The sequence below is a fragment of the Nonomuraea sp. NPDC004702 genome (genome assembly GCF_053601695.1).
On the sequence record NZ_JBSGCE010000004.1, the window covers coordinates 67411 to 90612 of the forward strand.

Here is a 23202-nt window from a genome sequence, read left to right on the forward strand (position 1 = left end):
CTCGGGAGAAGTCATGGCTGAAGAGCACCCCCATTCCTACGGCGCCCACGACGCGGCCACCGTGTCGGCCGCCTACCGCAACGCGCTCGACGTGATCGCCGCCGTGGAGCCCGGCGTGGCCGGCGCGATCCGCGCCGAGCTGGCCGACCAGCGCGCCTCGCTGAAGCTCATCGCGAGCGAGAACTACGCCTCCCCGGCCGTCCTGCTCACGATGGGCACGTGGCTGTCCGACAAGTACGCGGAAGGCACGATCGGGCACCGCTTCTACGCCGGTTGCCAGAACATCGACACCGTCGAGCAGCTGGCGGCCGACCACGCCAAGGCCCTGTTCGGCGCCGAGCACGCCTACGTCCAGCCCCACTCGGGCATCGACGCCAACCTGGTGGCGTTCTGGGGCATCCTGGCCCACCGGGTGGAGGCCCCGGCCCTGGCCGCCGCCGGGGCGCGGCACGTCAACGACCTGTCGGAGGACGACTGGGAGACCCTGCGCAAGGCCCTGGGCGACCAGCGGGCCCTCGGCATGTCGCTGGACGCGGGCGGGCACCTGACCCACGGCTTCCGTCCCAACATCTCCGGCAAGATGTTCCACCAGCGCTCCTACGGCACCGACCCGGAGAGCGGCCTGCTCGACTACGACGCGCTGCGCGCGACCGCCCGCGAGTTCCGCCCGCTGGTCCTGATCGCCGGGTACTCGGCCTACCCGCGGCGCATCGACTTCGCCCGCATGCGGGAGATCGCCGACGAGGTGGGCGCGGTCCTGATGGTGGACATGGCGCACTTCGCCGGGCTGGTCGCGGGCAAGGTGTTCACCGGCGTGCACGACCCGGTGCCGTACGCGCACGTCACGACGACCACCACGCACAAGTCGCTGCGCGGGCCGCGCGGCGGCCTGGTGCTGTGCCAACGGGAGTACGCCGACTCGATCGACCGGGGCTGCCCGATGGTGCTGGGCGGCCCGCTCGGCAACGTGATGGCGGCCAAGGCCGTCGCGCTGGCCGAGGCGCGGCAGTCCGAGTTCGCCGACTACGCGCGGGCGGTGGCCGGCAACGCGGTCGCCCTGGCCGAGGGCCTGGCGCGGCGCGGCGTACGGCTGGTCACCGGCGGCACCGACAACCACCTGGTGCTGCTCGACGTGTCCACGTACGGGCTGACCGGCCGGCAGGCGGAGTCGGCGCTGCTCGACGCCGGGATCGTCACCAACCGCAACGCGATCCCGCGCGACCCCAACGGCGCCTGGTACACCTCGGGCATCCGGGTCGGCACCCCGGCGCTCACCTCGCGCGGGTTCGGCACGCAGGAGTTCGACCAGGTCGCCGAGCTGATCGTCGGCGTGCTGACCGACACCACGCCGTCGGCCACCTCCAAGGCGAAGTACGACCTGCCGCAGAGCACCGCCGAGAAGACCCGCGCCGCGGCGGCCGAGCTGCTGGCCGCCCACCCGCTCTACCCGGGCCTCGACCTGAGCTGACCCACCGGCCGCCCACCCCGCTCACTCCGGCCCGCTCACTCCGGGCCGCTCACTCCGGGCCGCTCACTCCGGGCCGCGACGGGCCCGTCCCGTGAAGTAGGCGGCCGCCGCCCGGGTGTGGGCGGGGAACGCCAGCTCGGCGGGCCCGTCGATGACCAGCCACTCGCTCGTCTCGTCCGTGGCCTCCATCCGCGGCAGCGCGGACGCGGTGACGCGCGGACCGAGCCCGAAGATCAGCACGGTTCCGTCCGGGGCGCTGACCACGTCGAAGAGCGTGACGTCGGCGGCCTCGGCCACCACGCCCGTCTCCTCGCGCAGCTCGCGCACGGCCGCCTGCTGCCAGGACTCCCCCAGGTCGATGAACCCGCCGGGCAGGGCGAGCCGGCCGCGGCGCGGCTCGACGTCCCGGCGTACGACGAGCAGGCCGTCGTCGACGGGCAGCAGCGTCACCGCGACCGGCAGCGGGTTGAGGTAGCTGGTGTTCCCGCAGGCCGCGCAGGTGCGGGGCCAGGGCTGGCCGGGGGCGAAGGCGGCGCCGCAGAAGGAGCAGTACGCGTTCCTGATCACGCCGCGATCCTAGAGCCCGGCCCGGCGACCGGGCCGGCTGGACGACGGTGCCATGGGGTCAGCCCGCGACCGAGCGGTCCGCGCGGCTGACCAGGGGGTTGCCGCGGTGGGGTTGCCAGGCGGCGCGCAGGCCGCGCAGCTCCTCCCGGACCCTGGCCGAGGAGATCAGCCGGATGTCGTCGCTCAGGTCGAGGACGGTGGCCGCCGCCTGGTCCACCTCCCCCGCGCGGAGGAGGGAGTGGGCGGCCCGCAGCCCGATCAGGGCACGGGTGCGCAGCTCGACCGGCCGTCTGGCCCGCATGGACGCGGCGAAGTGGCGGGCGGCGGTGGCGTGGTCGCCGAGCTGGGTGAGGGTCAGGCCGATCTGGTGCTCCAGGGACTCGCGCCGGTAGTTGCCCGTCCATTCCGACTCGGGGACGGAGTCGGCGCGTTCGAGCTGGGTCTCGGTACGGCTGAGCAGCCTGAGCGCGTCCCAGCGGGTGCCGGCGGCGGCGTGGGTCTCGGCGCGCATGCCGGTGATCCACGCCTGGGTGCGGGCGGGACCGTGCCCGGCCAGCGCGGACGCGGCCGCCTCGGCCAGGGCCAGCGCCTCGCCGTCGTGGCCCAGCTCGGCCGCCTGGACGGCCATGCTGCGCAGGGCGGTGGCGCGCAGCAGCAGGTCGGCGGCCTCGTCGGCGAGACGCACGCTGCTGATGTAGTAGCGCTGGGCCAGGGCGTGGGCGCCGGCGTCCATGGCCATGTAGGCGGCCAGGTAGCTGAGCTCGGCGGCGGCGGTGAACAGGTCGGGCCTGCGGCGGCCGGTCGTGCCGTGCAGCAGGGGCGTGACCTCGCGGGACAGGTAGGCGGCGACCGCGGCGCGGGCGTGGCCGCCGCCGTAGCGGTCGTCCAGGTCGGCGAAGGCGCGGGTGGTGGCGCGGATCCGTTCGACGTCGCCCGCGCCGGCCCGGCGGGCCGCCGCGCGGCCGCCCGCCCGCCGCGCGGCCAGGACCGATAAGCCCGATAAGCCGGACAACGCGGCCAGGGTGAACGTGCGCCGGTTGAGCAGGTCGTCCTCGCCCAGCACGGCGAGCCGGGCGACCGGGTCGCCGCGCCAGGGATCGTCGGCGGACGGCGACCCGCCCGGCTCCGGCCAGCCCAGATGCGCCGGGCGCAGGCCGGGCCTGCCCAGGCGGCGGCGGAACGCCTCGACCGCCGCGCGCACCGCCTCGGGGCGCGGGATCGTGCCGGTCAGCCAGTGGCCGACCGCCGAGCGGTCGTAGTGCACGCGCTCGCCACTCTCGGCGGCGACGGCGTTGACGTGCCGCGCGGTGGCCGCGTGGGTCCAGCCCGCCTGCTCGATCAACGCCGCCAGCGCCCGGTTGACGACTGGGTGGGTACGGCGGGGCGGCATCTCATCTTCACATCGCTTCACATCACTGTGGCCTCGACGGTGCGCCGGACGTGGCTCACCGTCAAGAGTGCGGGCCGTGCCCCTCGCGGGACGGCCCCGTACGGAGGACGGCGAGGGAGGGGCTGATGGACGGGCTGCACGGCGCGGACCGGCACGAGACCGGCCTGGAGGAGGCGGCGCAGGAGGAGCTGACGGCCGCGCTGGCGGGCCGCCCGCTGGTCTGCGTCGAACGGTTCAGCACCGCGCTGCGCACCGGCTACACCGGCCCGGCCCCGGTCGAGGTGCTGCGCCCGGCGCTGAGCATCGGCTGCTACTCGGCGTGGGACCCGGCGCTGCCCGGCATGGTCGTCGCCGCCGAGGAGCGCACCAGGACCCGGTCGGTCGCCGAGCGGCACGCCTGGCTGCCCCGCGTCCGGCACGAGGCCGCCCGGCACCTGCTCAAGCTGGACCGTCCGCCGGTCGTCTTCACCTGGTACGACAACGCCCGCCTGCGCGAGCTGGCCGGCCCCGGCGGGGTGGTCGCGGCCATCGACGCCGACGTGCGGGCCGCGATCGAGGCCAAGCACCTGCTGGACGACCTGCTGCGGGCGGCCGGCGTGCCGGCGGTGGCCCGCGTCCCCTGCGTGCACGTCGAGCGGCTGCCCGGACTGGCCGAGCTGCGGCGCGCGGTCGGCACCGAGCGGGTCGTGGTGCAGGCGGGCCGGCGGGCGGACCGGCACGGCACCGTGGTCGTCGCGGGCGAGGACGACATGCCGCGCGCGGCCCGGCTGCTCGGGCCGTACCGGGTGGCGGCGTACGTGCCGGGGTGGCCGTGCACGATCGCGGTGCTCAGCGTGCCCGACCGCGACGGCGGCGTCCGGGTGTACGCCGACCGGCCCGCCCACACCTCGGCCGGGATCGCCGAGCTGGGCGCCGGGCCGATGCGCAGCACGGGCGACGACTGGTCGCGCCCCTGGCCGACGCCCGCCGCCGCGCTGCTCATCGAGTGCGCCGAGCGCATCGCGTCCTGGGCCTGGCGCAGGTACGGCGCGGCCGGCCTGTTCAGCGTGGAGGCCATCCTCACCCCGGGCGAACGGGTCCACCTGACGGCGATCAAGTGGCGGCACCAGGAGGGCACCGAGGTGGCGTCGGTCAACCAGCAGGCCGCCGGGCTGCCCCCGTTCGTGCTGGCCCACCTGTCGGTGATGCTCGGCGGGCCGGTGACCTGGCTGGGGGACGCGCAGGAGTTCAACCAGCGCACGCTGCTGCGCTCGGCCCGGCCGGGCGGGCCGTTCCACGTCCGGGTCCGCCTGGCCCGCGACACCCCCGTACGCGTGTCGGCCGCCCACGGCCCCGGCGTCTACCGTCTGGACCGGTCGGGGAGCCTGCGGTGGGTGCGGCGGGGGGCGCACCCGTCGCAGGCGCGGGCGAGCCGGGGCGAGTTCCTGCTGGCCAACCTGCCCGAGCCGGACGTCGTCTGCCATCCGGGGGCCCACCTCGCCACCGTCGAGGGCGTCGCCGAGGGCGGGGCGCACCCGTTCGACGGCCCGGACACCGCCTCCCTGGCGACCCGGCGGATCGTCGCGGCCGTCGAGGAGCTGTTCGACGAGGTCAAGGAGCTCTGATCGGCACGTTGCGACAGGGAGCCCGCGGACCGATGAGTTCTCCCGCCCCCGGTGGTCCAACCTGGTGTCACCCGACTCCGCGGAAGGACCCACACCGATGAGCACCACGCACATTCTCGACATACCGGGCGGGCGCCTGCGCTACCACGTCCGCGGCAGCGGCCCGCTGCTGCTGCTCGTGGGCGCGCCGATGGACGCCGCCCCCTTCGCCCCGCTGGCCGAGGAGCTGGCCGGCGAGCACACCGTCGTCACCCACGACCCGCGCGGCGTGGCCGGCAGCACGCTCGACGACCCCGGCCAGGACTCCACCCCCGACCTGCGGGCCGGCGACGCGCTCGCGATCATCGACGCGCTCGGCGCCGAGTCGGCCGACGTGCTCGGCAGCAGCGGCGGCGCGGTCACCGGCCTCGCCCTGGTCACCCGCCACCCCACCCGCGTGCGCACCCTCGTCGCGCACGAGCCGCCCGTGCTGGAGCTGCTGCCCGACGTGGCCCGGCGCCGTGCCGAGGTGGACGACATGATCGAGACGTTCCGCCGGGAGGGCCCGGGGGCGGCGTTCGGGAAGTTCATGGCCACCGCGGGCTTCCAACCCGGCGAGGACGCCCCGGCCCCGCCGCCGAGCGAGTCGCCGGAGCAGGACCTGGCCGACGCCGCCCACTTCTTCCTGCACGAGCTGCGCGGCACCACCCGCTACGTGCCCGACGTCGCGGCGCTGAAGGCCGGGCCGGCCCGCGTCGTCGTGGGCGTCGGGGCCGACTCGGGCGGCCTGCTCACGCACCGCACCTCGCAGGCGCTGGCCGACCTGCTCGGCGCGCCGCCGGTGGTGTTCCCCGGCGAGCACACCGGCTTCGTCGACCGTCCGAAGGAGTTCGCCGACGTGCTGCGCGAGGTGCTGGCCCGCTGACGCGGCGGGCCCCGGGCGGCGGCCCCCGGGCGGCGCGCTCCTGCCGGCGGGCTCCTGGTGGCTCGCTCCTGGTCGGGCGCTCAGTCGCCGGGGGTCAGGTTCGCCGGGAAGCCGCCGGTCGCGATCGGCCCCCAGCGGTCGATCGTGATCCGGATCAGCGACTTGTTCTGGCGGCGCATGGCCTGCCGGTACTCCTCCCAGTCGGGGTGCTCGCCGGCGATGCACCGGTAGTAGTCCACCAGGGCGTCGAGGGCCTCGGGCATGTCCAGCACCTCGGCTCGCCCGTCCACCTGGACGTAGGGGCCGTCCCAGTCGTCGGACAGGACGCACATCGAGACGCGCTCGTCGCGCCGGGCGTTCGCGGCCTTGGCGCGCTCGGGGTAGGTGGAGACCACGATCCGGCCCTCGTCGTCGACGCCGCACGAGACCGGCGAGAGCTGGGGACGCCCGTCGGCGCGGGTCGTCGAGAGCAGGCCGTGGTGCCGGGGGCGGAGGAAGTCGAGCAGTTCGGGCAGATCGACGCGGCGGGCGGTCGCGATCCTGGGAGCCATACGGGACGCCTTTCCTGTGCGGTGCCGGCTTCGATCCTGCCATCCGGCGCGGGCCCCGGCTTCCGGGGCTCGCCCAGGCGGCCCTATGGTGTGGTTCGCCGGCATATGCCGGTACGCGCCCGAGGGGAGGAGCGGAATGCCGGAAGTCCGTCCGCTCCGGCCGGGCGATCCCGACAGGATCGGCGACCACCGGCTGCTCGGCGTGCTCGGCTCGGGCGGGCAGGGGGTCGTCTACAAGGGCGTCGACGGCGTGGGCCGCGAGGTCGCGATCAAGCTGCTGCACAGCCACCTGACCCAGGACGACGACGTCACCCGGGGCCTGCTGCGCGAGGCCGAGGCGGCGCGCCGGGTGGCCGCCTTCTGCACGGCCGCCGTGCTGGACGTGGGGGTGGCCGACGGGCGGCCGTACATCGTGAGCGAGTACGTCGCGGGCGACACGCTGCAGAGGCTCGTCCGGGAGTCGGGGCCGCGCACGGGGGGCGCCCTGGACCGGCTGGCGATCTCCACGCTGACCGCGCTGGCCGCCATCCACGAGGCCGGGATCGTGCACCGGGACTTCAAGCCGGGCAACGTGCTGATGGGGCCCGAGGGGCCGATCGTCATCGACTTCGGCATCGCCAAGGCCCTGGGCGCGACGACGCAGGCCTCGGCGCCGATGGGGACGCCGGCGTACATGTCGCCCGAGCAGTTCGCGGGCGAGCGGGTCGGGCCGGCGTCCGACGTGTTCAGCTGGGCTGGGACGATGGTGTTCGCCGCCACCGGCCATCCGCCGTACGCGGGTGAGACGGTCGCCGCCATCCTGCACAAGGTCATGAGCGGGACGCCCGACCTCACGGACGTGCCGGCCCGCCTGGTGGACCCGATCCGGTCCTGCCTCGCCAAGGACCCCGCCGCCCGTCCCACCCCCGCCGCCCTCCTCCGCCACCTCATCAGCGCCCCCGGCACCGCCGGGTCGGCTGCGTCGTACCCGCCCGGCGTTCCGGGCTCGGCCCCCCTCCGTTCCGAGGGGGCCGCACCCCAGCACCCGGCGCATCCGGGAGCCGGTGGCGGGCCGGACATGCGCGGGGGAAGCCCGGCGACGGCCCCTCCGCCCGGTGCGCCGATCCCCCCGCCCGGAGCCGGAGCGACGGCCCGTCCGGCCGGACCCGGAGCCGGTGCGACGGTTCCGCCGCGCGGGCCTGGGGCGACGGTTCCGCCTGCCGGGGTCGGAGCTGGGGCGACGGTTCCGCCGGCCCTGGCTGGGGCGACGGGGCCGGCGTTTCGTGGGGAGGCGACCAGGCCGGGTACGGATCGGCGGGTGAGCCGGCGGGCCGTGGTGGTCGGCGGTGCGACGGCCGCGGTGGCTGCGGCGGCGTCCGCCTTCCTTCTTCTGCGCCCCGCGAACGGCCTCGCCGACGACCCGTCCCCCCGCCCCACCGGCGACCCGACCGGCCCCCCGGCGACGGGCACGCCGACGACGCAGACCACGCCCACGACAGCGGCGACGAGCCCAGCGCCCAGCACGTCCCTCACTGGGTCGCCCACTGGGTCGCCCACCGGATCCCCCACGGAGTCCCCCACTCAGCCCCCCGCCGCCGAGCCGTTCGGCGCGCCCGTCAGGGAGCCCGTGGCGCTGCCGGCGGGCAGCGGGACGCCGGCCGTCCTGGCCGCCGCCGGCGCCACCGTCGTCTGCGGCACGTCCAAGGGCACGGTGCTCGTCTGGGACCTCGGCCCGGCGTCCGCGCCCGTGCGCAGGCTGGGCGACGGCGGCGCCGCCGCGACCGCCGTGGCCTGCGCCGACGGCAAGGCCGCGTCCGGGCACGGCGACGGCGCGATGCGGCTGTGGAACCCGGCGGGCGGCGCTCTCCACACGAAGAAGGCGGCCGACCCGGTCATCGCCGTCACCACCGCCGGACGCGCGGTCGCCGTCACCCAGAAGTACGACAGCCTGAGGGACCTGCACAGCGTCGTCCGCCTGTGGGACCTCGCCACCGGCCGCCAGATCGGCCCCGCCGTCACCGACCACTTCCAGGGCGTCAACGGCCTGGCGTTCGGCCGCCTCGGCGACGACGAGGTGCTGGTCACCGGCGACGGCGCCAACCGCGTCCGGGTGCGCCGCCTGTCAGACGGAAAGGTGACACATACCTACAAGACCGGCGAGATCGGCGGCATCGAGCTGCTCGCCTGCGGCGAGCTGGACGGCCGTCCCGTCCTGGTCTCCACCCACCTCGACGCCACCCTGCGCGTCTACGACCTGGCGACCGGCAGGCGCAGGAAGAAGTGGAACTTCAGCCGCCGCAGCCCCGACGACCGGGGGGCCTCCGCGCTGGTCGTGGGCGCGCTCGGCGGCAGGCCCGTCGCGGTCGTCGCGCACGCGCCGGGCGGCGGCGAGACGGTCGTCCGCGTCTGGAGCCTGACCGACGGCAAGGTCGTCGGGGAGCTGGGCCCCGGGCCGGGCGCCGAGGTGCGGGCCCTGGCGCTGGCCGAGCTGGAGGGCCGTCCCGTGGTCGTGGGCACCGGCGGCGACGCCCTGCTGAGCGCGTGGAGCCTCGGTCCCGCCTGACGCTCATCCAGGTTTAAGAATCGCGGCCTAGGGTTCGGCTGTGCTCACGGACGAAGTGGTGAAGGAGCCCGTGCGGACGCGTCCGCGCCGGGTCTGGCGGCGGCGGCTGGCGACGGCGGTCGCGGTGCTGTTCGCGGCGGGGACGGCGGTCCGGCTCGGCGGCCTGGAGTCGGGTGTCCTGCTGGTCCCGCTGGTGTCCTTCACGCCGTACTTCGGGGTGGCGGCGCTGCTGATGCTGGGGGCGGCGGCGCTGGCCCGCAGCCGGGCGGCGGTCGCGGTCATGCTGGCGGTGTGCGTGTGCCTGGCCTGGCTGGTGCTCCCGCGCGCCCTGCCCGGCGGTACGGACGCCGCGACCGGCCGCCCGTTGCGCGTGCTGACCGCCAACCTCAACGGCGGCCGCGGCGACGCCCGCACGATCGTCGACCTGGTCCGCACGCTGAACGTGGACGTGCTCAGCCTCCAGGAGCTGACCTGGGCGGAACGCGACCGGCTGGCGGCGGCCGGGCTGGAGACGCTGCTGCCGTACCAGGTCACCAAGCCGGAGACGTGGGGGCCGGTCGGCAGCGGCGTGTACGCGCGCCACCCGCTGCGCGAGCGCACGGGCGTGTTCCAGCCGGTCGGGCACCACATGCCGGTCGTGGAGGCGGCGCTGCCCGGCGGCGCGGTGGAGGTGGTGGTCGTGCATCCGGTGGCGCCGGTGCCCTCGACGGTGCCGGAGTGGGCGGCGGGGGTCGGGACGCTGCCGCCCGCGCCGTCCACGGGCGCGCCTCGCATCCTGGCCGGGGACTTCAACGCCACGCTGGACCACGCCGTGTTCCGGCGGCTGCTGGGCACCGGCTACACCGACGCGGCGGCGGCCACCGGCAAGGGGCTGGTCCCCACGTGGCCGATGCGCCGGATCCCGCCGCTGGTGGCGATCGACCACGTGCTCACGGACGGACGGGCGCGGGCGGTGGACGTGCGCGTCCTCGACCTGCCCGGCTCCGACCACCGCGCCCTGTTCGCCGACCTCCGCCTCCAGAGCTGACCCGCCGGAAGCCCCGCGTCCGCCGACCGGCCGGGCACGGACCCCCGGACGGGCCGGGCGGTGTCAGGCGATCCAGGCCGCCGTGTCGGTGGGCAGGCGGTCGCCGTCCAGGGCGCCGCTGGCCAGCAGGACCCTGCCGTGGGCGGGCAGCGGCACCGGGTCGGCGCCCAGGTTGACCACGCAGGTCAGACCGGAGTCCCGGGTGAAGGCGAGCACGTCGGGCCCGAGGTCGAGCCAGGTGAGCGTGCCGTCGCCGAGCCGCTCGGCGCGGATGCGCAGCCCGTCCCGGTAGAGGTTGAGCATCGAGCCCAGGTCGGCGGTCTGGGCCTCGACGGTGAGCTTGTTCCAGGCGTCCGGCTGCGGCAGCCACGGCGTGGCCGTGCCGAAGCCGAACGGCGGCTCGTCGCCCGACCACGGCAGCGGCACCCGGCACCCGTCGCGGCCCTTCACCGTGTGGTTCGAGCGCCGCCACATCGGGTCCTGGCGCAGCTCGTCGGGGATGTCGTCCACCTCCGGCAGGCCCAGCTCCTCGCCCTGGTAGATGTAGATGCCGCCGGGCAGCGCCATGGCCAGCAGCGCCGCCGCGCGCGCCCGGCGGTAGCCGAGCTCCAGGTCGGCGGGGGCGCCGTCCCTGCGGTCGCCGTGGTCCCAGGAGGTGTCGGCGCGGCCGTACCGGGTGACGACGCGGGCGACGTCGTGGTTGGACAGCACCCAGGTGGGCGGGGCGCCGAGCGGGGCGTGGGTGGCGAGGGTCTGCTCGATCACCTGGCGCAGCCCGGCGGGCTCCCAGGGGCAGGCCAGGAACGGGAAGTTGAAGACGGTGTGCAGCTCGTCGGAGCGCAGGTAGCGGGCCAGGCGCTGCTGGTCGGGCAGCCAGACCTCGCCGACCAGGACGCGGCCGTCGTACTCGTCGTTGATCAGGCGCCAGCTCCGGTAGACGTCGTGCACCTCGTCCAGGTCCTCGTACGAGCCGGTCAGGCCGTCGGGCTTGGCGAGCAGGGCGGCCGAGTCGATGCGGATGCCGTCCACGCCGCGGTCGTACCAGAACCGCAGCACGTCGTGGAACTCGCGGTGGACGTCCGGGTTGGTCCAGTTGAGGTCGGGCTGGCCGGGGTCGAACAGGTGCAGGTACCACTGGCCGTCGGGCACCTGGGTCCAGGCGGGGCCGCCGAAGATCGACTGCCATTCGCCGGGCTCGTCCCGGAACCAGAACCGGTCGCGCACGGACGGGTCGCGCAGCGCCTCCTGGAACCACGCGCTCGCGGTCGAGCTGTGGTTCGGCACCACGTCGATGATGATCCGGATGTTCAGGGCGTGCGCCTCGGCGATGAGCTCCTCCGCCTCGGCCAGGGTGCCGAACACCGGGTCGATGTCCCGGTAGTCGGCCACGTCGTACCCGCCGTCGGCCAGCGGCGACGGATACCAGGGGTTGAGCCAGATCGCGTTCACCCCGAGCGCCGACAGGTACGGCAAACGTGCCCGCAGCCCCGCCAGGTCGCCCACGCCGTCACCGTTGCCGTCGGCGAAGCTGCGCAGGTAGACCTGATAGATCGCGGCTCCCCGCCACCACGTTTCGGACATGCTGAAGACAACTCCTTGCCATAGGTGGAGGCACTCAGCCCTTGAGGCTGCCGGCGGTGAGTCCCGCCATGATGTGCCGCTGGAAGATGAAGAAGACGATGACGGTCGGGATGCTGGCGATCACCAGGCCGCCCATGACCTGGTCCTGCGACACGGCTCCGGCGGTCTGGGCCAGGCCCACGCTGAGCGTCATCTTCTCGCTGTCGCTCATGACGAGCAGCGGCCAGATGAAGTCCTTGAACGAGGTGACGATCGTGAAGATCGACGTCACGCCGAGGATCGGGCGGGAGACCGGCAGCACCACCGACCACAGGATGCGGAACGGGCCGCCGCCGTCGATCTGGGCGGCTTCGAGCAGCTCGCGGGGGATGGAGTCGAAGAACCTCTTGAGCAGGAAGATGTTGAAGCCGTTGGCCGCGGCGGGCAGCCACAGGCCCCACGGGTTGTTCAGCAGGTCCCAGCCGAGGACCGGCACGTCGTGGATGGCGAGATAGGTGGGGATGAGCACGACCATCGGCGGGATCATCAGCGTGGCCAGCATGGCGCCGAGGATGACGTTGCCGAACGCCGGGCGCAGCTTCGACAGCGCGTACGCGGCGGCGACGTCGACCGACATGGTGATCAGCCAGCCGCCGCCGGCGTACAGGACGGTGTTCCTCAGCAGCGTGCCGATGTCGAACAGCTCCCACGACTCCAGGAACTTCCCGAAGTTCAGCTCCTTCGGGAAGAGCGTGGGCGGCACCTGGGCGAACTCCTCGGCCGACTTCAGCGCGCCGGTGATCATCCAGTACATCGGCAGGAGGAACACGACCGTGAACGTGACGACGGTCGCGACCAGGACCGTCCAGTAGACCCGCCGTCCCCACCGGCTGTTGAGCTGGTGGGGGGAGATGATCGTGCGGAACTGCACCTCGATGCGCCTGGGCGGCCGTCTCCTGGCCCGGCGTCCTGGCGAGGGCGGCGCGGCGGGGCGTCGCAGGGTGGCGTTCGACATGGTCAGCCCTTCTCCTCGCGGGTCAGCCGGAGCTGCACGGCGGCGAAGGCGAGCAGCACGACCATGAGCATCATCCCCAGCGCGCCGCCCGCGCCGTAGTCGCTGTAGGTGAACGCCTGCTGGAACATCAGGAAGACGACGGTGGCGGTGGCGTTCTCGGGGCCGCCGCCGGTGAGCAGGTACGGCTCGATGAAGACCTGCATGGTCGCGACGATCTGCAACATCAGCATGAGCAGCAGGATCAGCCGGGTCTGCGGGATCGTGATGTGCCTGATCCGCTTCCAGACGCCGGCGCCGTCGAGCTCGGCGGCCTCGTAGAGGTCGGGCGGGATGTTCTGCAGCGCGGCGAGGTAGATCAGGGTCGCCGAGCCCATGTTCATCCAGGTCGAGACGAGCACCAGGCAGAGCAGCGCGGTGTCGGTCGAGTAGATCCAGTTGAGTCCGGGCAGCGAGAAGAAGCCGAGGATCTGGTTGAACAGGCCGACGTCTGGGTCGTAGAACCAGCGGAAGAGCAGCACCGCGACGGCCGGGGGCAGCATGACCGGCAGGTACACCACGAACCGCAGGTAGGCCCGGCAGTGGCGGAGCTCGTTGAGCAGGATCGCCACCGCGAACGGCAACCCGTAGCCGAGCACCAGCGCGAGGACGGTGAACATGAGCGTGTTCAGCCACGCGGGCCCGAAGGCGGGGTCGGCGAAGGCGGCCCTGAAGTTGTCCAGCCCGACCCACTCCGGCTCGTTGACCAGGTCGGTCTTCTGGAAGCTGAGGATGAACTCCTGGACGATGGGATACCAGGAGAACAGGACGAAGCAGAACAGCGCCCCGACCATGAACCCGTAGGCCGTCAGGTTCCTCCGCAACGCCCGGCGCAACGGCGAGGGCGGCCTCGGCCGTCGCGCGGCTCCGGCGGTCGCAATGCTCATGGGGTGTCTCCGATCACCGACTCGACGTACCGGGGCGCCGGCGGGTGCGGCACCCCGGTCTCACGTTCCGCTCAGCTCTTGCCGAGCATGGCGTTCGCCTTGGTCTCGGCGTCCGCGAGGAGCTGGTCGACATCGGCGTCCTCGCGGCTCAGCACGGCCGACATGGCGACGTCGAGGATGGCGTAGAGCTCCTGGGCGTGCGGCGGCTCCATCTTGGGCGGGATGGTGGCCGAGGCGTCCACGTACGGCTGGTAGTTCTCCACCGGCAGGGTGGCGTTGGCCTTGCGGGCGTCCTGGATGGCCTTGCCGGTGGGCGAGGCGCCGTAGACGTCGTTGTCGGGCACGCCGACCGGGTTGCCGAGCGACTTGCCGCGGGCGAAGTCGAAGCGGCCCTTGCCGACGGTGTTGAAGCGGAAGTTCACCCAGGCCAGGCCCGCCTTGGCCTGCTCGGGCGTGGCCTTGGGGTTGACGAAGAACGCCTCGCCGCCGCTCAGCGACGCCTTGGCCTCGGGGAAGCCGGTGATGCCGTAGTCGGTGGCGGCGCCCTTGAACTTGTTGACCACGTCGGTGACGACGTCGGGGGCGCCGAGCATCATGCCGACCTTGCCCGAGCCCATGGCCTGCATGAGGGGCTCCCAGGCGTTGAACAGCTTGGCGCCGGTGCTCTTGTCCACCCAGCGCAGGTCCTTGAGGAACTGCAGCACGGCCTTGCCCTCGGGCGAGTTGAACGCGGCGGTCCTGCCGTCGGCCGAGACCATGTCGCCGCCGCGGCCGTACAGGGCCTGGTTGAAGTGCCAGCCGCCGGTGTTGCCGCCGGAGTACTCGCCGTAGCCGATGACGCCGCCGCCGAGCGCGGCGATCTTCTTGGCCGCCTCGCGGACCTCGGCCCAGGTCTTGGGCGGGCTGTTGGGGTCGAGCCCGGCCTTGGTGAACAGCGCCCGGTTGTAGACCAGGCCGACGCTGTAGTGGACGTTGGGGACGCCGTAGACCTTGCCGTCCTTGGTGACCAGGTCGCGGACGTCCTGGCGCAGGTCGTTCCAGTTCTTGATCTCACCGGTGTACGGCGTGATGTCCAGGCCCTGCCCCTTGGCGATCACGTCGCCGTAGTTGGTGACCGGCACCACGAACACGGTCTCCATCTGGCCGCCGGCCAGCTTCGGGCCGAAGGTCTTGGGGTCGAAGCAGGGCTGCTGGTCGGTGCTCTTGACCGTCACGCCGGGGTTGGCCTTCATGAACGCGGCCACGTCGTCGTCCCAGGCCTGCCGCTCCTTGGGGGCGGACTTCGCGGGCTGGCAGGCGACGGTGATGCTCACCTGCGCGGCGCCGGAGGCGCTGCCCTGCGCCTCGGGCTTGGTGTCGTCGCCACTGCCGCAGGCCACGGCGCTCATGCTCAGGCCTGCCGCCACGAGCAGCCCCACAGTCCTGCGATAGTCCGATCTCTTCATCGATCTGACCCTTCCGAAGCTTGACGAAGCCGGGGGACGGTGAGGCGCCCCGCTGTGCGCTCACAATGGCAGATCCCTCAGATGTCCGCAATGTTTCGACATAGGGTTGCAAGATAACGACTAGGTCACCGGAAGTCGTTCTCAGGACGAGCCGCGAACCCGTCCCGTCGAGGCCCTGACCACCAGCTCCGGGTCGAAGAGCAGCTCGTCGGCGGGCACCACGTGCTTGTCGATCTGCGCGATGAGCAGGTCGACGGCGGCCCGGCCCATGGCGTCGATCGGCTGGCGCACGGTGGTCAGCGGCGGGTCGGTGCAGTTCATCAGGGCCGAGTCGTCGAACCCGACGACCGAGACGTCCGCCGGCACCGACAGGCCGGCCCGGCGCACGGCCCGCACCGCGCCGAGCGCGAGCATGTCACTGGCGCACACGATGCCGGTCACGCCCCTGGCGACCAGCCTGGCGGCCGCCGCGTGGCCACCCTCCAGCGAGTACATGCTGTGCTCGACCAGCGCGGGATCGACCTGCCCCGCCACGGCGGCGAGCTTGCGCCGGGACGGCACGTGGTCGCGCGGCCCGAGCACCAGGCCCACCCGCTCGTGACCCAGGCTGCGCAGGTGGCCGAGCGCGATCTCGGCGGCCACCACGTCGTCGGCCGACACCTGCGGGAACCCCAGGTGCTCGACGGCGGCGTTGACCAGGACGGTCGGCAGTCTGCGCTCGTAGAGCAGCTCGTAGTGCTCGTGGGAGGCGTCGGCCTGGGCGTAGTGGCCGCCGGCGAAGACGACGCCGCTGACCTGCTGGGAGAGCAGGAGGCTGACGTAGTCGGCCTCGCTCACCCCGCCGACCGTGCGGGTGCACAGCACGGAGGTGAAGCCCTGCTGGGCCAGGGCCCCGCCGACGACCTCGGCGAACGCCGGGAAGATCGGGTTCTGCAGCTCGGGCAGCACCAGGCCGACCAGCCGGGCGCGGTCGCCGCGGAGCCGGGTGGGGCGCTCGTACCCGAGCACGTCGAGGGCCGTGAGCACGGCCTCCCTGGTGGCCTCCGACACGCCGGGCTTGCCGTTGAGCACCCGGCTCACGGTCGCCTCGCTCATGCCGACCTTCTTGGCCACGTCTCCGAGTCGTCGGGTCATGCGCAAACTATACGGCCAATCCCGCAAAGACTTGCAACAGCTTGCGCCCATCCTTGCGGGCGATGAGCGGGTTTTCCGCCGCTTCCGCACGGGTCACGACCTGCTTCGTTCGCCGGGCCCGCGAAATCACGTCATAGTCGATTATTTGCGAAACGAAGTAGAAACATTGCGGATTTCTAGGAGTCAACTTAAGGTGCGGGCAACCCTCCCAGCCCGACGAGAGGTGACACCCCCCATGAGACGCAAGCCCTCCCTCTTACGACCGCTCGCGGCGGCCGTGGCCGTCGCCCTGGCCCTGATCGGCTGGACGGCCCCACCGGCCGCGGCCGCGGGCCCGAACCTGGCGGCCGGGAAACCGGTCACGGTGAGCAGCACCACCGACGTCTACGGCGGCGGCAACGCCACCGACGGCGACCAGGCCACCTACTGGGAGAGCGCCAACAACGCCTTCCCCCAGTGGATCCAGGTGGACCTCGGCTCGGCCGTCAGCGTGAACGAGGTGGTCCTGAAGCTGCCCTCCACGTGGGAGTCCAGGACGCAGACGCTGACGGTGCAGGGCGGCACCGAAGGCTCGCCGCTCACGACGCTCTCGGCCTCGGCCGTGCGCACGTTCGCCCCGGCGGCGACGATCACCTTCACCGCGGCGACCGTCCGGTACGTCCGGGTGACCGTCACCGCCAACACCGGCTGGCCCGCCGCCCAGGTCTCGGAGTTCGAGGTGCGCGGCCCCGGCTCGGGCGACACCCAGGCCCCGTCCGCGCCCGGCGGCCTGGCCTTCACCGAGCCGGTCGCCGGGCAGATCAAGCTGACCTGGACCGCCGCCACCGACAACGTGGGCGTGACCGGCTACGACGTCTACGCCAACAACGCGTTGCGCGGCAGCGTCGCCGGGAACGTGCTGACCTACACCGACACCCAGCCCGGCACGCTGACGGTCTCCTACCAGGTCAAGGCCAGGGACGCGGCGGGCAACCAGTCCCCGGCGAGCAACACCGTCACCCGCACCGGCAGCGGTGGCGGCGGCTCCAACCTCGCCGCCGGCAAGCCGATCACCGCCTCCTCCTACGTGCACACCTACGTCGCCGCCAACGCCAACGACAACAGCGTGACGACGTACTGGGAGGGCGCGGGCGGCAGCTATCCGAACACGCTGACCGTGCAGCTCGGCGCGAACGCCGACGTCTCCTCGGTCGTGGTCAGGCTGGACCCGGCCGCCGTGTGGAGCACCCGCACCCAGACGTTCCAGGTGCTCGGCAGGGAGCAGGGCGCCTCGGGGTTCACGAACCTGGTCTCCTCGGCGGCCTACACGTTCGACCCGGGCTCGGGCAACACGGTGACGGTGCCGGTCGGCGCGCGGGTGGCCGACGTGCGGCTCTCGTTCACGGCCAACACCGGGGCCCCGGCGGGGCAGGTGGCCGAGCTGCAGGTCATGGGCGTGCCCGCGCCGAACCCCGACCTGACCGTGACCTCCCTGTCCTGGTCGCCGCAGGCGCCGGTGGAGACCGACGCGGTCACGCTGTCGGCCGTGGTCAGGAACGCCGGCAACGCGGCGTCGGCCGCGACCGACGTCGCCTTCTCCCTCGGCGCCGGCAAGGTCGCCACGGCGAACGTGGGCGCGCTGGCCGCGGGCGCCTCGGCGACCGTGACCGCGAACATCGGCGCCCGGGACGCCGGCAGCTACCCGGTCACCGCCAAGGCCGACGACGCCGGGACCGTCATCGAGCAGAACGAGTCCAACAACTCCCTCACCGGCCCGTTCCCGCTGGTCGTCAAGCCGGTGGACACCTCCGACCTGGTCGCCGCGCCGGTCTCCTGGACGCCGGGCAACCCGGCCGCCGGCAGCACGGTCGCCTTCTCGGTCGCGATCAGGAACCAGGGCACGGTGGCCTCCGCCGCCGGCGCGCACGGCGTCACGCTGACCGTCGCGAACGAGGCGGGCACGGTCGTCAGAACCCTGACCGGCGCCCACAGCGGCGCGATCGCGGCCGGCGCCACCACCGCCCCCGTGTCCCTGGGCACCTGGACGGCCGCCAACGGCAGGTACACGGTGAAGACCGTCATCGCGAACGACGCCAACGAGCTGCCGGTCAAGCAGGCCAACAACACCAGCGTCCAGCAGCTCTTCGTCGGCCGCGGCGCGAACATGCCGTACGACACCTACGAGGCCGAGGACGGCGTGACCGGCGGCGGCGCGCAGGTCGTCGGCCCGAGCAGGGACGTCGGCACGGTGGCCGGCGAGGCGTCGGGCCGCCGCGCGGTGACGCTGAACCAGACCGGCTCCTACGTCGAGTGGACCACCAAGGCCGACACCAACACCCTGGTCACCCGCTTCTCCATCCCGGACGCCCCGGGCGGCGGCGGCACGAGCTCGACCCTGAACATCTACGTCAACGGCGCCTTCCACAAGGCCATCGACCTGACCTCGAAGTACGCCTGGCTGTACGGCGCGGAGGCGAGCCCCGGCAACTCCCCCGGCGCCGGCCCGGCCCGCCACATCTACGACGAGGCCAACGTCATGCTGAACGCCACGGTCCCCAAGGGCAGCAGGATCAGGCTGCAGAAGGACCCGGCCAACAGCACGACCTACGCCGTCGACTTCGTCAGCCTGGAGCAGGTCTCGCCGGCCGCCAACCCCGACCCCGCGCACTACGCCGTGCCGGCCGGGTTCTCCCAGCAGGACGTGCAGAACGCCCTGGACAAGGTGCGCCAGGACGCCAACCTGACCGGCGTCTACCTGCCCGCGGGCACGTACCAGACGACGGGCAAGTTCCAGGTGTACGGCAAGGCCGTCAAGGTGGTCGGCGCGGGCCCCTGGTACACCAGGTTCGTCTCGCCCTCGGGCCAGGACGGCACCGACGTCGGCTGGCGCACCGAGGCGTCGTCGAACGGCTCGACGTTCGCCGGGTTCGCCCACTTCGGCAACTACACCTCGCGCATCGACGGCCCCGGCAAGATCTTCGACCTGTCGAAGGTCTCGAACATCACGATCGACGACATCTGGGTCGAGCACCAGATCTGCATGTTCTGGGGAACGAACGTCGACCACGTCACGATCAGGAACTCGCGCATCAGGAACACCTTCGCCGACGGCGCGAACTTCACCAACGGCAGCACGAACAACCTGATCACCAACGTCGAGACCCGGGCCACCGGCGACGACAGCTTCGCGCTGTTCGCGGCGATCGACAACGTCAACGCCGACCAGTCGGGCAACGTCTTCGAGAACATCACCTCGCTGCTGACCTGGCGGGCCGCTGGCGTCGCGGTGTACGGCGGCCAGAACAACGTCGTGCGCAACGCCTACATCGCCGACACCCTGGTCTACTCGGGCATCACGATCAGCTCGCTGGACTTCGGCATCCCGATGCGGGACTTCGGGCCGGGCCAGACGAAGTTCGAGAACATCTCGCTCGTCCGCGCCGGCGGGCACTTCTGGGGGCAGCAGACGTTCCCGGCGATGTGGATCTTCTCCGCGTCCAAGAAGTTCACCGCGATCCGGGTCACCGACGTGGACATCGTGGACCCGACCTACAGCGGGATCATGTTCCAGACCGGCTACTCCAGCCCGAGCACGCCGCTGAACCCGGTCACCGACACCGTGTTCACGAACGTGTCGATCTCGGGGGCGCACCGCAGCGGCGACGCCTTCGACGCCAAGTCGGGCTTCGGCATCTGGGTCAACGAGCTGCCCGAGCCGGGGCAGGGCCCGGCGGTCGGCTCGGCGACGTTCGGCAATCTGCGGCTGAGCGACAACGCGACGGACATCCGCAACACGACGAGCACGTTCACCCTCAACGTGAACTGAGCCCGTCCCCGACGTGCCGTCCGGGTCCGCGGGGGCCCGGACGGCACGTCCGCGATATGACCCAAATGGTATGCAAGCTCCGTGGACAACTTTAAAGTTTCTTTACATAATCCGATGAACCCGCTGGTCGCGGGCCCGCGCTCGGGCGACGAAAGGGTTGTCCACCATGAAGCGAACGCGCCGTCTCCTCGTCGTGCTGCTGGCCTCCGTCCTGGCGGCACTGGGCGTCCTCGTCGTCCAGACCTCCGCCCAGGCGGCCAACCTCCTCACCAATCCGGACTTCGAGACCGGATCCCTGTCGCCGTGGTCGTGCACCGGCGGGCTGGGGTCGGTGGTCTCCACCCCGGTCCACTCCGGCACCAAGGCGCTGGCCGCGGCGGCCAGCGGGTCCGACACCGCGCAGTGCACCCAGTCGGTGTCGGTGCGGCCGAGCACGACGTACACGCTGAGCGCGTGGGTGCGCGGCAGCTACGTCTACCTCGGCGTGACCGGCGGCTCCTCCTCCTGGACGTCGTCGGCGGGGGCGTACACGCAGCTCACCGTGTCGTTCACGACCACCGCGAGCCAGAGCACCGCGGTCATCTTCCTGCACGGCTGGTACGGGCAGGGCACCTACTACGCCGACGACGTCAGCTTCGACGGCCCCGGCGGCACCGCCTCCCCCACGATCACGCCGACGGTCACCCCGACCGTGACGCCCACGGTCACCCCCACCGTGACCCCGACCGTGACGCCCACGGTCACGCCGACCGTGACGCCGACCGACACCACCTGCCCGACCAAGCCGCGGCCGGCCGGCAAGGTGATCCAGGGCTACTGGGAGAACTGGGACGGCGCGATCAACGGCGTGCACCCGCCGCTCGGCTGGATCCCGATCACCGACCCGCGCATCAAGGCGCACGGCTACAACGTGATCAACGCCGCGTTCCCCGTCATCCGCTCCGACGGCACCGTGCTGTGGGAGGACGGCATGGACGCCACCGTCAAGGTCGCCACCCCGGCCGAGATGTGCCAGGCCAAGGCCGCGGGCGCGACGATCCTCATGTCCATCGGCGGCGCGGCGGCCGGCATCGACCTCGGCTCCAGCGCCGTCGCCGACCGGTTCGTGGCGACCGTCGTGCCGATCCTGAAGAAGTACAACTTCGACGGCATCGACATCGACATCGAGACCGGCCTGACCGGCGGCGGCAGCATCACCCAGCTCTCCGCCTCGCAGTCGAACCTCATCCGGATCATCGACGGCGTGCTCGCCCAGATGCCGGCCGGGTTCGGCCTGACCATGGCGCCGGAGACGGCGTACGTGACGGGCGGCAGCGTGACGTACGGGTCGATCTGGGGCGCGTACCTGCCGATCATCAAGAAGTACGCCGACAACGGCCGCCTGTGGTGGCTGAACATGCAGTACTACAACGGCAGCATGTACGGCTGCTCCGGCGACTCCTACTCCGCCGGCACCGTGCAGGGCTTCACCGTCCAGACCACCTGCCTGAACAACGGCCTGACCATCCAGGGCACCACGATCACCGTGCCCTATGACAAGCAGGTGCCGGGCCTGCCCGCGCAGCCGGGCGCCGGCGGCGGGTACATGGCCCCCTCGCTGGTCTCGCAGGGCTGGAACGCCTTCAACGGCCAGCTCAAGGGCCTGATGACCTGGTCGATCAACTGGGACGGCTCGAAGGGCTGGACGTTCGGGGACAACGTCAAGGGCCTGCAGGGCCGCTAGGGACAGGACGCGGCGGCCTTCCGGCGCGCCAGGGGCGCCGGAAGCGCCGCCGTGTCCGCGAGATAACGCTTGGCTGTGAATCCGGCCCACTGGTTTGCCGCGTTTGCGGGGGCATGGAACGCTCTAGGCAAAAAGCGCCGAGGACCAGGTGGGGATTCAGGTGTCAACAGTAAGCGGGAGGGCGGCGGCGCGGCGTTCTGGCCGGTTGGCCACCTGCGTCATCGGGTTCGCCGCCATGGCGCTGCTCGCGGCCGGCTGCTCCTTCGGCGCCACCGCCGGCCAGGAGACCACCGGCGCCCAGCCGCCGCCGGCGTCCTCGCCCGCCGCCACCGCCGAGGCGCTGAAGCCGCCGCCCGTGGACGCCGACTGGCCGCGCTGGGGCCTGACCCACACCGGCGTCAGCGCCAACAACATCACCCCGCGCCTGGAGCAGGACGTCGCCCGCGCGCTGTCCGAGACGCCGATGCTGCAGAACCAGCACATCATGGGCTTCGGGGCGCTCAACCCCGAGCCGCGGCGGGGCGAGTACTTCTGGGAGGACCTCGACAGCCGGACGAACTTCATGCGAGAGTCCGGCGGCACCGGCGTGCTCACGCTGTGCTGCGCCCCCGACTGGATGAAGGGCGGCCCCGAGGGCCCGACCGAGGAGTCGGCCTGGAAGGAGCACCTGGAGGACGCGCCGTACCCGGAGCACTTCGACGACTTCGCCAAGCTGGCGGCGACCGTGGCCGAGCGCTACCGGGACGTCAAGTACTTCATGGTCTGGAACGAGTTCAAGGGCTTCTGGCGGGACCACAAGAAGCCCGCGGACTACAAGGGCTACACCGAGCTGTACAACAAGGTGTACGACGCGGTGAAGGCGGTCCGTCCGGACGCCAAGATCGGCGGGCCGTACCTGGGCTTCGACAGCGACAGCAAGGGCGACACCGAGCTGCGCGGCCCGTGGGGAGCGGTCAACCAGCACGCCCTCGACGCCTTCGAGTACTGGTTCAAGAACAAGAAGGGCGCCGACTTCGTCGTCGTGGACGGCGCCTCCCCCACCGAGACCCACGAGCTGCTGCCCGACGCGTTCGGCGCCCTGGGCAAGTTCGGCGCGATCACCAAGTGGCTGCGCGAGAAGACCGGCGACCTGCCGGTGTGGTGGTCGGAGTGGTACTTCGTGCCCGAGGACGGCACCGTCTGGGACGAGCCCATGCGGCTGGCCGTGCAGGCCGTCTCGATGATGGAGTTCGCCCGGAGCGGCGCGAGCACCGCCCTGTACTGGAACCCGCAGGCCAAGGACGGCGAGTGCCGGGCCTGCATGTGGGAGCCGCGCACGGGCGCGCTGATGCCCACCGGCAAGCTGGTCAGCGACTTCACCCGCTGGTTCCCGGCGGGGGCCGAGCTGGAGCCGGTCACCTCCTCCGACCCGCGGGTGCGGGTGCTGGCCCAGCCCCGGCAGCTCCTCGCGGTCAACACCACGGACAAGCAGGTCACCACGACGGTCGATGGCAAGGAGCTGACGCTCAAGCCGTACGAGATCAAGTGGAGCGACCGCTAGCCGG

General features: G+C 72.6%; 16 protein-coding genes. 8 read left to right on the top strand and 8 right to left on the bottom strand.

Annotation, left to right across the window (positions count from 1 at the left end; genetic code table 11):
* Positions 1–13 precede the first annotated feature (13 nt).
* The gene (locus tag ACWEJ6_RS07310; protein ID WP_452422079.1) at positions 14–1468 is read left to right on the top strand and encodes a glycine hydroxymethyltransferase; all 1455 of its coding nucleotides are present in this window, start codon (positions 14–16) and stop codon (positions 1466–1468) included.
* Between the two features lie 63 nt (positions 1469–1531).
* Here the strand turns inward: ACWEJ6_RS07310 and ACWEJ6_RS07315 are convergent, their stop codons facing one another.
* On the bottom strand, positions 1532–2035 hold the full coding sequence (locus tag ACWEJ6_RS07315; RefSeq protein ID WP_452422081.1) for an NUDIX domain-containing protein: 504 nt from the start codon (positions 2033–2035) through the stop codon (positions 1532–1534).
* Positions 2036–2093: 58 nt separating this feature from the next.
* Entirely contained in the window at positions 2094–3425 is a 1332-nt protein-coding gene (locus ACWEJ6_RS07320; protein ID WP_452422083.1) for a hypothetical protein, read from the bottom strand.
* Positions 3426–3550: 125 nt separating this feature from the next.
* Here ACWEJ6_RS07320 and ACWEJ6_RS07325 point away from each other — a divergent pair, with 125 nt between their 5' ends.
* Positions 3551–5029, top strand: a complete 1479-nt coding sequence (locus ACWEJ6_RS07325; protein ID WP_452422085.1) for a hypothetical protein — start codon at positions 3551–3553, stop codon at positions 5027–5029.
* Positions 5030–5126: 97 nt separating this feature from the next.
* Positions 5127–5933, top strand: coding sequence for an alpha/beta fold hydrolase (locus ACWEJ6_RS07330; RefSeq protein WP_452422087.1), 807 nt, complete (start codon positions 5127–5129; stop codon positions 5931–5933).
* Between the two features lie 80 nt (positions 5934–6013).
* Here the strand turns inward: ACWEJ6_RS07330 and ACWEJ6_RS07335 are convergent, their stop codons facing one another.
* A complete protein-coding gene (locus ACWEJ6_RS07335) occupies positions 6014–6484 on the bottom strand; it encodes a PPOX class F420-dependent oxidoreductase (RefSeq protein ID WP_452422089.1) in 471 nt (156 codons plus the stop codon).
* Positions 6485–6620: 136 nt separating this feature from the next.
* Here ACWEJ6_RS07335 and ACWEJ6_RS07340 point away from each other — a divergent pair, with 136 nt between their 5' ends.
* A complete protein-coding gene (locus ACWEJ6_RS07340; protein ID WP_452422091.1) occupies positions 6621–9026 on the top strand; it encodes a protein kinase domain-containing protein in 2406 nt (801 codons plus the stop codon).
* 40 nt (positions 9027–9066) lie between these two features.
* Complete coding sequence (locus tag ACWEJ6_RS07345; RefSeq protein WP_452422093.1) at positions 9067–10053, top strand: endonuclease/exonuclease/phosphatase family protein; 987 nt, start codon at positions 9067–9069, stop codon at positions 10051–10053.
* Between the two features lie 63 nt (positions 10054–10116).
* Here ACWEJ6_RS07345 and ACWEJ6_RS07350 read toward each other — a convergent pair whose 3' ends face one another.
* The 5 genes from ACWEJ6_RS07350 to ACWEJ6_RS07370 form a co-directional block, all read right to left on the bottom strand.
* On the bottom strand, positions 10117–11634 hold the full coding sequence (locus ACWEJ6_RS07350; RefSeq protein ID WP_452422095.1) for a glycoside hydrolase family 13 protein: 1518 nt from the start codon (positions 11632–11634) through the stop codon (positions 10117–10119).
* A 34-nt stretch (positions 11635–11668) separates the two neighbouring features.
* Complete coding sequence (locus ACWEJ6_RS07355) at positions 11669–12628, bottom strand: carbohydrate ABC transporter permease (protein WP_387673065.1); 960 nt, start codon at positions 12626–12628, stop codon at positions 11669–11671.
* A gap of 2 nt (positions 12629–12630) precedes the next feature.
* Complete coding sequence (locus ACWEJ6_RS07360; protein ID WP_352325894.1) at positions 12631–13551, bottom strand: carbohydrate ABC transporter permease; 921 nt, start codon at positions 13549–13551, stop codon at positions 12631–12633.
* A 71-nt stretch (positions 13552–13622) separates the two neighbouring features.
* Positions 13623–14996 (bottom strand): ABC transporter substrate-binding protein, encoded by a 1374-nt coding sequence (locus ACWEJ6_RS07365; protein ID WP_452422098.1) that lies wholly within the window; start codon positions 14994–14996, stop codon positions 13623–13625.
* 141 nt (positions 14997–15137) lie between these two features.
* Entirely contained in the window at positions 15138–16130 is a 993-nt protein-coding gene (locus tag ACWEJ6_RS07370; protein WP_352325891.1) for a LacI family DNA-binding transcriptional regulator, read from the bottom strand.
* A 235-nt stretch (positions 16131–16365) separates the two neighbouring features.
* Between ACWEJ6_RS07370 and ACWEJ6_RS07375 the strand changes: the two genes are divergently transcribed.
* The 3 genes from ACWEJ6_RS07375 (at position 16366) to ACWEJ6_RS07385 (ending at position 23198) form a co-directional block, all read left to right on the top strand.
* Positions 16366–19935, top strand: a complete 3570-nt coding sequence (locus ACWEJ6_RS07375; protein ID WP_452422100.1) for a galactose-binding domain-containing protein — start codon at positions 16366–16368, stop codon at positions 19933–19935.
* Positions 19936–20101: 166 nt separating this feature from the next.
* Positions 20102–21658: a carbohydrate binding domain-containing protein gene (locus ACWEJ6_RS07380; RefSeq protein WP_452422102.1), complete on the top strand. Its 1557-nt coding sequence runs from the start codon at positions 20102–20104 to the stop codon at positions 21656–21658.
* A 205-nt stretch (positions 21659–21863) separates the two neighbouring features.
* On the top strand, positions 21864–23198 hold the full coding sequence (locus ACWEJ6_RS07385; RefSeq protein ID WP_452422104.1) for a xylan 1,4-beta-xylosidase: 1335 nt from the start codon (positions 21864–21866) through the stop codon (positions 23196–23198).
* Positions 23199–23202: the final 4 nt, after the last annotated feature.